We start from the raw sequence: 11,856 nt of genomic DNA, 5'->3' as shown, positions 1-11,856 counted from the left end.
TTAATAACGTCTTTGAATAATATAGTTAGCAAATGCGGCTAAATTATCACTATTATATGGCAGTTCATGTAAAGCAGCTAAAGCTGTTTCTACAAGCGCTTTTGCACGCTGTTTTGCACCATCTAATCCCAACAAAGCGGGAAACGTTGATTTATTTTTTGCTTGATCTGATCCTTGAGGTTTACCAAGTGTTTCAGTATCGGCTTCAATATCTAACACGTCATCCCAAATCTGAAACGCCAACCCTAAAGATTCGCTATAAGTCTGTAAATTTTGCAAAACGCTTTCGTCTCTCACGTCGCTAGCTAAATAGCCTAACTTAACAGACACATTAATAAGCGCTCCAGTTTTCATGCGGTGCATTGACTCTAATGTTGTCAAATCTGTCGCCCTATCGGTCATTTCCAAATCAATCGCCTGGCCGCCCCCCATTCCTAAAGAGCCACTAGCTTGACTCAGTTCCGCAAGCATTTGCAGGCGAATATCTGCTGCTATATTTAATACCTTCGAGCCAGCTAATAGCTCAAAAGCGAGTGTTTGAAGTGCATCTCCAGCCAACACAGCAGTCGCCTCATCGAAAGCGATATGGCAAGTTGGAAGACCACGTCTAAGATCGTCATCATCCATGCAAGGGAGATCGTCATGAATCAAAGAATAAGCATGAATCAGCTCAACCACTAATGCAGGAATATCTAATTTAGAAGGAGCAGCGCCTAACATTTCCCCGGTTGCAAAAACCAATGCTGGACGCAGACGCTTTCCAGGATTTAAAGCCGAATGTCGCATCGCTTGATGTAAACGTTTAGGCTCAAGATTACCTGAAGGCAAATGAGCCTCTAGTAAAGTGGCAACACGAGACTGAACTTGTTTTAAAAAGTACTGATGTGGCATATAAACTAGTCTTTTGTATAAACTTCAGGTTCTTCACCATCCTGTGTCAGAATAGTGACTTTTTGCTGCGCTTGATCAAGCAATAGCTGACACTCACGAGTCAACTTCACGCCTTTTTCAAACTGAGCTAAGGAATCTTCAAGCGGCAAATCGCCTTTCTCTAACTTAGAAACAATGTCTTCCAATGATTTCAGTTGCTCTTCAAAAGATAATTTTTTCGAACCCATAAAAGTATCTCGACGGATAAATAGGGCGCTATTGTCTCGCATTTTTTGTATGAAAGAAATAATTAGCCATTTAAAAGCAGAATTTAAGTTAGATACTGGAATTGTGACGAATCTTAGCTAACCTTTGAATAGTCACTTAAAAAAATGAGTTGTAGCCAATAGTAGCTGCAACCAATTGAAAGCAAAGGAGCTTTTAAATTTGGATATAGCAACAATTGTCGGATTGCTCGGCGCAATTGCCATGGTTGTAATGGCTATGGTGCTAGGTGGCAGCATTCTTACATTTATAGACGTGCCATCAATACTTATTGTCGTAGTAGGTACTCACTTTGTTGTTTTAATGACCTATTCTATAAAAGATTTCATCAGTGCAGCCAGTTCGGGGATGAAAGCACTGACATTTAAGTCCCCAAACTGTGATGAGCTGATAGAAAGCATTGTAGAACTTGCAGACATGGCCAGAAAAAGCGGTTTGCTCGCACTTGAAGGGGCAGAAATTAGTGATCCTTTTATGCAAAAAGGAATCGGCCTATTAGTTGATGGGCATGATGGTGATGTGGTTCGATCAATTTTAGAAAAAGATGTTCAAATGGCATCTGCACGCCACGCCAGTGGTGCTGGCGTCTTTAAGTCCATGGCTGATGTTGCACCAGCAATGGGAATGATAGGAACTTTAGTCGGTTTGGTTGCTATGTTATCAAATATGGATGATCCTAAATCAATCGGACCAGCAATGGCTGTTGCCCTATTAACAACACTATACGGCGCTATAATGGCCAACATGGTTGGAATTCCCATAGCCGAAAAACTCAAGCTACGTGACTCAGAAGAAAAAGTCTCTAAAAAGCTAATTATCGATGGTTTACTTGGCATTCAAGCAGGACAAAATCCGCGAGTGATTGAGCAGGTTTTACATGGCTATCTGGCAGAAAGCAAACGTCCAGCTGCTGAAGACTAGGATAAAGTCATGAGTAATGAAGAAGAATGTGACTGCCCTCCCGAAGGACTCCCCGCCTACATGGGGACTTTTGCAGATTTAATGGCTCTTTTAATGTGCTTCTTTGTGCTACTACTATCTTTTTCTGAAATGGATGTTTTAAAATTCAAACAAATTGCGGGTTCAATGAAATTTGCTTTCGGAGTACAAAATAAAGTTGATGTAAAAGATATTCCCAAAGGCACAAGTATCATTGCACGCGAATTCTCTCCTGGTAAGCCCAAGCCTACGGTAATAGAAGCTATCATGCAGCAAACTATTGATATTACTAAAGAGACTTTAGAGTTCGATGAACCAAGTGACGAAGACTCCAACGAAGGCGCTGGAGAAAAATCTAACAAAGGAAAAGGCACTCAGACCCAAGACGCTACTAACAATGAAAGCCAAACACAAAGTGATAGCACTAACGAAACTAGTGAAGAAAGAGCCGCTCGCCTTGCTAAAGCCCAAGCCGAAGCCGAAGCTCTCGCCAAATCGATAGCCAATGATTTACAGCAAGAAATTATTGACGGACAAGTCGAGTTATTAGCTAAAGGCGCTTATGTTGTTATCAGAATTAGAGAAAAAGGCTCATTTGCCTCAGCTTCAGATACCATAGAATCTGAATTCATTCCTGTTATCAGAAAAATTGAAACCATATTAAGTGACACCAAAGGAGAAATTCGCGTTGCAGGTCACACTGACAATTTACCGATAGATAACGAATACTTTCGTTCAAACTGGGAGCTTTCAGGAGGCCGTGCTGGCTCAGTAACACGCGAATTATTGCGTAGCGGTTTGTTAGATAAAGGACGCTTTGTCATCACAGGCTACGCTGATACAAAACCCATTGCAGACAACAACACCGCCGAAGGAAGAGCAACGAATAGGCGTGTTGAAATTATTATTGTTCAAGGAGAGCAGCCTACTGGAGAAATTGTTGGTGTGGGTTTAGATACACCTCAAGAGTAATCTAAACAACAAACAACCCTCGCTATGGATTTAAATAAACCAAAGTTTTAGATAAGGAAACGGATGATTTGTTTGTTCAAAGCTCATCTGGTTAAATGGACTTAACCCGTTGTTTTTCTAGCAATAGGTTAAGTTTTTCTATAAACTCGCCTCCCCCTTTTATATAGAGCCTTCTTCGAGATTTAATAAACAGGTGTATTTATGTTTGCCGGATTAGATTTTGGTACTTCCAATTCTGCAATTGGGATTATTTCAAATACCCAGGTCGAGTTACTTTCCCTTTATAAAGACGAAAAGTTTCTACCATCTACTTTGTATACCTTAGACAGAAATGCTATTTGTGAGTTTTTATTTCAAAATTTAACGGGGCAGTTTAAAGAAAATTATAAACAAGAACGTTTACTCGAACTACAAAAATCAGCCGCTAGCAGAAGAACACTCGGTATTGAAAGTGATGATGTATTTCACTTTTTTGGTAAAGAAGCGATCAAACACTATATTGAATTACCAGAAGAAGGAATATTCATAAAATCCCCAAAGTCATTTTTAGGTTCAACAGGTCTATCAAATATTCAAATTCGATTTTTTGAAGACTTAGTGTCAGCGATGATGCTTAATATTAAACAAAACGCTGAGAGCCAAACTCAAAAAACGATTACTCAGGTAGTCATTGGTCGACCAATTAATTTCCAAGGCGTCAATAGCGAAAAAAGTAATCACCAAGCAATTGAGATTATGACCAAAGCGGCTCAACGCTGCGGATACCAGTCAATCGAATTTCTTTTTGAGCCGTTAGCAGCAGGTATCGATTTTGAAACCCATTTGGTTCAAGATAAAGTCGTGTTAGTGATTGATATAGGTGGGGGTACAACAGATTGCTCAATGGTTAAAATGGGGCCTTCTTATATTAACCAAACAGATAGAACAGCTAGTTTTTTAGCTCACACGGGTCAACGTATTGGCGGAAATGATTTGGATATTCAGCTAGCTTACCACGCTCTAATGCCTCTCTTTGGCTTAGGCGGTTTACAAAAAAAAGGGCTCAAAATGCCTAACGCCCCTTTTTGGAGCACAGTATCAATTAATCACGTTGGAGAACAAACGACATTTAATAGTCAATCGTTCACTAGATATTTAAAGACTCTCAAAATGGATGCATTAGCACCTGAACTAATAGAGCGATTGATTAGTTTGCAAGCATCTAAGCAAAATCATCATTTAGTCCACACCGCAGAGTTAGCAAAAATAGCGCTGAGCGACTCACCACTGACACAACTCAACCTCAATTATATAGAAGCTAACCTAATCAAAGAAGTCAACCAGACTACCTTTGAGTCATCGGTTGAACGTCCTCTCAAGCTGATTCAAAACCTTATTAAGGAATGCTTGGTGCAGGCAGCTACAAAACCTGACACCGTTTATATTACTGGTGGTAGTGCAAAATCACCTTCGGTTAGAAAAGCGATTACACAAATCATACCCAATGTAGAGATCCTTGACGGTGACTATTATGGTAGCGTCGCTAGTGGGCTAACTAAATGGGCGTACAAAATTTGGCAATAATTTTTGTTATAGAACTAACGATAATTTAAGCTACTTATTTTATATGTAAAGCAAACCAAACAAAAAAGCCAGCAAATTACTGGCTTTTTAATTTTAATCTATCTTTGTACGAATTAACGACTACTGCTTAGCAATGCGGGCTTCTTCAGAACTTTTCTTCAAAAATTTATTTAAGTAATTATGTGCGGCTTGATTACCAGCCTGTGCAGCAAACTGGCCAATATTCATTCCATTACACGTCACTTGATTAGCAACATAATGATGACTAAACCCACTATCTTCAATCACTTTAATCAGCTGCAACTTATTACCATTAGCTGCTGTCATGCATATTTTTGTATAAAGTGAACCGTCAACAGCATTATACTGCTTATCGGTTGCACTAGCAGACCCAATCACAATAACACTTGCCGTTATAGTAAGAAAAAGTTGTTTTATACGCATTGCAGTATTCCTCATCCTGTTGCAGAAGAACGATTCTAACCAACAGATATTAACCAGTTTTGTCCTAAATACAGAAAAATGTTACAAAACGACTCAATGTTACATTCTATTAACAAGTCATCAATAAATTTTTAAACCGAGAAGAAAACTTAAATGATTAATAGAAAATTAAGAAGGCTGTTTTTCAATAACGATTATTGCTAAACTAAATTCAAGTCATATAGCTAAATCACTATCAATTGGCATAGAGAAAAGTCAGGGATTTTTGTCACTATTAAGGCGTCTGGCTCAGTGCATAGCCGCTCTATGGACAAGTCAGGCAACGAAAAGAGCGGCAAAAATAACGGCTTTTATTGTGACAATTTATAGTGATTGAGCTATATATGAACATACCACTTACCCAAAACCTATTAATACATTATGTACTATACAGAGCCAGTTTTTCGTCCTCCTAGTGAATGGAAATCTTACATTTTACAAATCACCAATGGTTGCTCTTGGAATCAATGTACCTTTTGCGAAATGTATACATCACCCGGCAAGTCTTTCAATTTTAAGTCTCGAGAACAAATTCAACTTGAGTTAAGCCTAGCTTCACAACAGCAAAACTTTCCTAATCGCGTTTTTTTAGCTGATGGTGATGCATTAACATTATCAACCAGACGCCTTATTGAAACATTGCAAGATATCAAACAATATTTACCGAATGTTAATCGAGTGACTAGTTACTGCCTACCTAGAAATTTGAAAAACAAATCTGTCGAAGAGCTCATATCACTTCAAAAATCTGGCTTAAAAATGGTTTATGTAGGTTGTGAGTCGGGAGATAATGAAGTATTGGATAAAGTGAATAAAGGAGAAACTTTTCATTCATCGCTCATGGCTTTACAAAAATTAAAAGCAGCCGGTATTAAATCTTCAGTGATGATTTTAAATGGTTTGGGTGGTACAACACTATCGAAACAACATGCCATTAATTCAGCAAAACTGATGAACGCAGCTCAACCAGAATATCTTTCTACATTGGTCGTTACTTTTCCAAAGAGTGAGCAGAGATTTAGAAATCACTTTCCAGAATTTAATCCGTTAACTCAGCAACAACTATTTCAGGAAATGCAATGGCTCTTACAAGAATTGGATTTGGAAAAAACGATTTTTCGAAGTGATCATGCATCGAATTATTTGGTACTCAAAGGCATTTTAGGTCAAGATAAAGAAAAGCTTCTATCACAAGTTGAAGCCGCATTGACGAAGCCACAAACGATTGTGCTCCGTCAAGAATGGCAAAGGGGACTATAAAATGATTACTTGTCTTACTAGATTAATTTCACATTGCCTCATTAGTTATTTCACAAAAAATAATGAGGCTTCTATGTCCAATTAAAAAATAATACCAATATTATTACTAATAACTTTCACTAATAACACTCTCACTACCTCAAAAGCAAGCCATAAAAAGAAGAGCTTTTACAGCCCTTCTTTTCAAAAGCAAACAATCAGTAAAAGCTATTCACTCGGAACTGCTTTAATTTTTAACGTAACATTAGACGCAGCACTATATCCTCGAACATCAATATACCAAGTATCTGCTGCTGGGTTAGTGAAATCACAGCTTTCAGCATTTCCATTTTTGTATGGACGACAATCGTAAGATGAAGTTGTTGATTCTGCACCTTTACGCACATACAAGTCTGCATCACCACTACCACCTGAAATAGATACATTCAAGTTTGAGTAACCCGTAGGTAATACTTGAGTAAAACGCGCCCACTGACCACGAGGAAGAGAACCAATTGCTTCTGTTCTGTCAATAGGCTCATTACTTGGATCACTACTATGCTCATAACTACCTACTAATGTCACATCATTAAAATCGGCGTATGCTTTTATGCGGATATAATAGGTGCCATTATAGCGATTGCTATAGCAATCTTCACCATTACCATTTCGGTATGGTCGACAATCATAATCAGTGTCTGTTGGCATAGAACCAAACTTAACGTACAAATCAGCATCTCCCGTACCACCATAAGTCTCAATTTTTACATTACTCCCATGGTATGGAACAAACATCGTGTAAATAATCTCTTCTCCTTTATTGGCAGAAAGACCAGTTACAGGCACTTCATCTTCTAACTTGTTTCCTCCAGGCGTTGGTATTATTTTACAAGTAGCGTCGCTAGGGTTTGAATTGATTCCCACAGATACCAACGAGAGCATAACTTGATTAACATCTACACCAAGTTCACAAGCTATATCCAAAATACCGTTGCCTGCTTGATCCCAGTTAGTGCTAGCGGTCCAATATTTTTGATTGGCTTTCGCATAAAGCTGAAAAGCTTTTTTAGTATCCCATCCTGGCGCAGTTGCTAAGTTGTAAAAAGCTTTGTTAAAAACACCCGAGCTATAATGAACATCCATACCATCGGTGTAGTCCGATTGTTTATCGATAGACTTACCGTCTTTAGTGGGATCATCCATATGTCTCATGCCACCAGGAATCGCATCAGCCCCAACTTTCCAATCATTTGTCCCTTTAAGAAAAAATTCAGCGGCTTCACCAGCCATATCAGAAAAAGCTTCATTCAAGCCACCCGACTTATTTTTATATTCAAGCCCAGAGTTCTGCTCGGTAAAACCATGGCTCACTTCATGTGTAGACACATCTAAAATAGTTAGCGGCATTCCACCATCGCCAAATGTCATTTGTCGACCATCCCAAAAAGCATTAGCATAGTTGTTGCCATAATGAACTCTCATTTTTAGCTGAAAATTAAGTGGTGCTGTATTAACATAATCGTTATACATGTCGTAAATAACTCCGCCAAAAAAATGCGCATCATTTAACGGTGAAAAAGCACCATTGACCTCTCTACCTTTACTCTCTGGACAGACAAATTGATAAACGGATCCCCCCGAAGTCTGGTTATTCATATCGATGGTTTTAACATTGCTATTTTCCATCAAACACATATTGCCAGATTGAGTAACATCTAATTTATCGAAATCGACACCATAATAATACTTACCAGTAATTGTATTACCTCCAGGGCCAGTACCAATTTTTACCGTTTGCAAATTATCATAGCGTTCAAGAATTTCACCAGTTATTGCATCAATAATAGTTATCGGACGAGAAAGCTGATCCGCCAATTGAACATAACTCACTTGATAAACAAGTTGGACCTTTCCTTCATGATATCGAATACCTAATTGACTTTGTTCATTTTCATAATGGACTAACTGAGTAGAAACTAGCTCGTTTTCAGAAAAGTCGACAGCCTTTGCTTTTTTAATAGCATCTTTCAAAGATATTTTTGGCGAGACAGATATCAGATCGGCTTCAATTCCACTCACCATCGCCCCGTGAGCATGCTTAAAATGATTGCTCGCATCACGAGTAAGGATAATATGATCATTTAAAATAGGTAAGCCTTTATACATTTGCTGATAACGCACAGTTGTATCACCATTAGCTTCAACATAGGTTTTAAAAACTTGAAGTGAATCTTCCGCAGAAAAACCTAACATTTGTCGAACATTATCACTGCTATCCATTACAACATTAGTCGTAACCGTAGTCAGCTTTTGATTCAACTCTGATAGATATTGCCTTTCTGCTGCTTGAAGCATTGCCGAACTAAATAAGCTGATTGTAATAGCACTAAGAGTAAAACTGATTTTATTCATAATAATTTCCTTATACTTAATATTTAAATTTTATTAACGATCACTATTGTTGAATATTGAGATTATGATTAGATTTTGATAGCTTCCAAAAAACTCAGATAAGAACTACAGCCACACTTTAATAACACGCCATATCTAGCTACAAAGGTTGAGTAAATGGCGAACTCATACGGTCAAATGCTCACTACTCATGAACAAACCTAACAAAATAATGATTAATGAAATGATAAGTACTGATGACTAAAAAGCCAATAATCACACTCTATAAATAAAAAAGAAGGGCTTTACAGCCCTTCTTTTCAAAAGCAAACAATCAGTAAAAATTATTTACTAGGTGTTGCTTTGATACTTACAGTAACGTTAGACGCTGAACTGTATCCACGAACATCAATATGCCATGTATCTGCTGCTGGATTATTAAAGTTACAGCTTTCAGAGTTTCCATTTTTGTATGGACGACAATCGTAAGATGAAGTTGTTGACTCTGCACCTTTGCGCACGTACAAGTCAGCATCACCTGTTCCACCAGAAATAGATACATTCAAGTTAGAGTAACCCGCAGGTAATACTTGAGTGAAACGAGCCCACTGACCACGAGGAAGAGAGCTAATTGTTTCTGTTCTATCGATTGGATCAGTACCAGTTGAATCGCTGTAACTACCAGTTAAAGTCACACCAGAGAAAGCAGTGTAACCTTTAAGACGTACATAGTAAGTTCCACCAGTTTGACTACCAGTACAAGTTTCAGAGTTACCATTTTTGTATGGACGGCAATCATAGCTTGTATCAGTTGGAGCTGAGCCAAACTTAACATATAAGTCAGCATCACCCGTTCCGCCAGAAATAGTGAATTTCACATTAGAAGCGCCAGCAGGAACTTCCATAGTGTAAACCACATCTTTACCTTTAGCCGCAGAAAGACCAGTAACAGGCTTACCGTTTTCTAATACATCACCACCTGGAGGAGGAGGAGGAGTTGTACCACAGTTGTCATTACTTGGGTTAGAGTTAATTCCAACAGCCGTTAATGAAGCTTTAACTTGATCAACATTAAAACCAAGTTCACAAGCAGCATCTAATACACCGTTACCCGCTTGATCCCAGTTAGTGCTAGCAGTCCAAAACTTTTGATTCGCTTTTGAATAAACCTGGAAAGCTTTTTTAGTATCCCAACCAGACGTTGTCGCTAAGTTGTAGAAAGCTTTGTTGTAAACACCAGAACTATGATGTACATCCATACCAGAAGTGTAATCTGATTGCTTATCGATAGAACGTCCATCTTTAGTTGGGTTGTTCATATAACGTAATGCACCAGTCCCTTTAAAGATTTGAGAACCAACTAACCAATCGTTAGTTCCGTTATTGAAGAACTCAGCAGCTTCACCAGACATATCAGAGTAAGCTTCATTTAAGCCACCTGATTTACCAGAATATACAAGACCAGAGTTTTGCTCAGTAAAACCATGAGCTACCTCATGAGCAGAAACGTCTAAGCTAACTAGTGGGTAGAAAGTCGTACGACCATCACCAAAAGTCATTGCTGAACCATTCCAGAAAGCATTCTCGTAGCTGTTACCGTAGTGAACTCTCATTTGCAACTGAAAAGTTAGCGGAGGCACACCGACATAGTCGTTAAACATTTTATAAACAACGCCACCGAAGAAATGCGCATCATTTAGTGGAGAGTAAGCACCATTAATTTGTTTTACTGTATTTTCTGGGCAAGTAAAGCTATGAACAGAACCACCAGATTGAGCATGGTTTAAGTTAATAGTTTTAACATTCGTATTTTGCATTGTACAAGTGTTACCAGATTGGTTCACATCCATTTTGTCAAAATCTGTACCATACTCATAACGACCAGTTTTTTGGTTTCCGCCAGGGCCTGTACCAACTTGTGCATGTTGAAGATTATTGTAGCTAGAAAGGATTTCACCAGTCATAGCGTCAATCATCATTGTAGGACGTGAAGGCTCATCAGCATATTGTACATAACTTACTTGATAAACAAGTTGAGCTTTACCTTCATGAACTCTAATACCTAATGCGCTTTGCTCATTTTCGTAGCTTACTTGCTGAGAAGTTAAACCATTTTCAGAAAGACTTGCAGCTTTAGCTGTTTTAACAGCAGCAGCTAATGAGATTTTTGGATCAACGCTAGCGATATCAGCAGCAATACCATTAAATACTGCACCATGTGCTAGTTTGAAGCTGTTATCAGCATAACGAGAGATGATTGCGTGATCACCAAAAATAGGTAGACCTTTGTACATTTGTTGATAACGAACAGTTGTTCCACCATCAGCATCAGCATAGGTTTTAACAACTTGCAGTGACTCGTCAGCACTTAAACCTAAGATTTGATGTGCGCCATTTGAGCTAGCTAATGAAACATTTGAAGACATAACAGATAGTTCAGAACTCATCTCTTGAAGATAATGTCTTTCTGCTGCTTGTACCAACGTCGAACCTAGCAATCCGATAGTAATGGCGCTAAGAGCAAACTTAGTTTTTTTCATAATTTTTTCCTTGTGTATTGGTGTATAGTTTTATGAACAACGATCTAAATATTAAATAACACTTAAACCTATTGTCGTTTTTATTAACTAATTTTTATTAGTACCTCTGAATTTCAGCTTCATTCCAGAGGCGGCATCAACATATTATTTAATTATGCAGTTATAATGAAACATTCTTGGATCCAAGGACCACCTGTTGAAGCAGGATCATCTTATTTAAGCAGTAGCAATAAAACTGATAACAGGTTCACAAAGTTTATTTTTTGAATTTATCTACTTTTAGGATTTTTTTTTATCTATTTTTCGAGTTGCTTTAGCAAACGCTACGGAAAGGCTTTATATAAAGGACTATATTTTTTATTACAACAATCTAATAACTGTAGATTATTTCAACAGTGTTAATTTTCACACTTTTTAATTATTAATATTAGCTAATTTTATAATCAAAAAACACAAATAACAAAGAAGCATCTCATTGCTGGTAACATATAATAAATATTTTACATAACTAATTTATTGTGAAAAATCACACTTTTTTGTGCTCAAAAAAAGAACACAAACGATCTTTTATATT

Annotated in this window: 9 protein-coding genes; 4 read left to right on the top strand and 5 right to left on the bottom strand. The window is 37.8% G+C overall.

The features are described from left to right. Both ispA and ACT5E3_RS02525 read right to left on the bottom strand, forming a co-directional pair. Positions 1–891 (bottom strand): (2E,6E)-farnesyl diphosphate synthase, encoded by an 891-nt coding sequence (gene ispA, locus ACT5E3_RS02530; RefSeq protein WP_444996748.1) that lies wholly within the window; start codon positions 889–891, stop codon positions 1–3. Between the two features lie 5 nt (positions 892–896). Next, complete coding sequence (locus ACT5E3_RS02525; protein ID WP_444996747.1) at positions 897–1,118, bottom strand: exodeoxyribonuclease VII small subunit; 222 nt, start codon at positions 1,116–1,118, stop codon at positions 897–899. A 199-nt stretch (positions 1,119–1,317) separates the two neighbouring features. On the opposite strand from ACT5E3_RS02525, the gene pomA reads away from it, so the two are divergent. The 3 genes from pomA (at position 1,318) to yegD (ending at position 4,629) form a co-directional block, all read left to right on the top strand. Next, positions 1,318–2,076 (top strand): flagellar motor protein PomA, encoded by a 759-nt coding sequence (pomA, locus tag ACT5E3_RS02520; RefSeq protein WP_444996746.1) that lies wholly within the window; start codon positions 1,318–1,320, stop codon positions 2,074–2,076. Between the two features lie 9 nt (positions 2,077–2,085). Further along, positions 2,086–3,066, top strand: a complete 981-nt coding sequence (locus ACT5E3_RS02515; protein ID WP_444996745.1) for a flagellar motor protein MotB — start codon at positions 2,086–2,088, stop codon at positions 3,064–3,066. Between the two features lie 201 nt (positions 3,067–3,267). Further along, positions 3,268–4,629: a molecular chaperone gene (yegD, locus tag ACT5E3_RS02510; protein ID WP_444996744.1), complete on the top strand. Its 1,362-nt coding sequence runs from the start codon at positions 3,268–3,270 to the stop codon at positions 4,627–4,629. Positions 4,630–4,749: 120 nt separating this feature from the next. Here yegD and ACT5E3_RS02505 read toward each other — a convergent pair whose 3' ends face one another. Further along, a complete protein-coding gene (locus ACT5E3_RS02505; protein WP_444996743.1) occupies positions 4,750–5,073 on the bottom strand; it encodes a DUF3718 domain-containing protein in 324 nt (107 codons plus the stop codon). Positions 5,074–5,493: 420 nt separating this feature from the next. Between ACT5E3_RS02505 and ACT5E3_RS02500 the strand changes: the two genes are divergently transcribed. Then, positions 5,494–6,372, top strand: a complete 879-nt coding sequence (locus ACT5E3_RS02500; RefSeq protein ID WP_444996742.1) for a radical SAM protein — start codon at positions 5,494–5,496, stop codon at positions 6,370–6,372. Between the two features lie 207 nt (positions 6,373–6,579). On the opposite strand, the gene ACT5E3_RS02495 is transcribed toward ACT5E3_RS02500, so the two are convergent. Together ACT5E3_RS02495 and ACT5E3_RS02490 are read right to left on the bottom strand one after the other, a co-directional pair. Next, positions 6,580–8,763 (bottom strand): M4 family metallopeptidase, encoded by a 2,184-nt coding sequence (locus ACT5E3_RS02495; protein ID WP_444996741.1) that lies wholly within the window; start codon positions 8,761–8,763, stop codon positions 6,580–6,582. A gap of 323 nt (positions 8,764–9,086) precedes the next feature. Next, positions 9,087–11,282 carry a M4 family metallopeptidase gene (locus tag ACT5E3_RS02490; protein WP_444996740.1) on the bottom strand — a complete coding sequence of 732 codons (2,196 nt, stop codon included), beginning with the start codon at positions 11,280–11,282 and terminating at the stop codon, positions 9,087–9,089. Positions 11,283–11,856 lie beyond the last annotated feature (574 nt).

This window comes from Aliikangiella litoralis, assembly GCF_052495765.1.
Note: the sequence above shows the minus strand (reverse complement) of the source record. Positions and strands in the feature narration are given on the sequence as shown.

Excerpts from the sequence above, each read along its gene's own strand:
- ACT5E3_RS02525 (WP_444996747.1), bottom strand. The coding sequence starts at position 1,118 with ATGGGTTCGAAAAAATTATCTTTTGAAGAGCAACTGAAATCATTGGAA.
- ACT5E3_RS02505 (WP_444996743.1), bottom strand. The coding sequence starts at position 5,073 with ATGCGTATAAAACAACTTTTTCTTACTATAACGGCAAGTGTTATTGTG.
- ACT5E3_RS02495 (WP_444996741.1), bottom strand. The coding sequence starts at position 8,763 with ATGAATAAAATCAGTTTTACTCTTAGTGCTATTACAATCAGCTTATTT.
- ispA (WP_444996748.1), bottom strand. The coding sequence starts at position 891 with ATGCCACATCAGTACTTTTTAAAACAAGTTCAGTCTCGTGTTGCCACT.
- ACT5E3_RS02515 (WP_444996745.1), top strand. The coding sequence starts at position 2,086 with ATGAGTAATGAAGAAGAATGTGACTGCCCTCCCGAAGGACTCCCCGCC.
- yegD (WP_444996744.1), top strand. The coding sequence starts at position 3,268 with ATGTTTGCCGGATTAGATTTTGGTACTTCCAATTCTGCAATTGGGATT.
- ACT5E3_RS02500 (WP_444996742.1), top strand. The coding sequence starts at position 5,494 with ATGTACTATACAGAGCCAGTTTTTCGTCCTCCTAGTGAATGGAAATCT.
- ACT5E3_RS02490 (WP_444996740.1), bottom strand. The coding sequence starts at position 11,282 with ATGAAAAAAACTAAGTTTGCTCTTAGCGCCATTACTATCGGATTGCTA.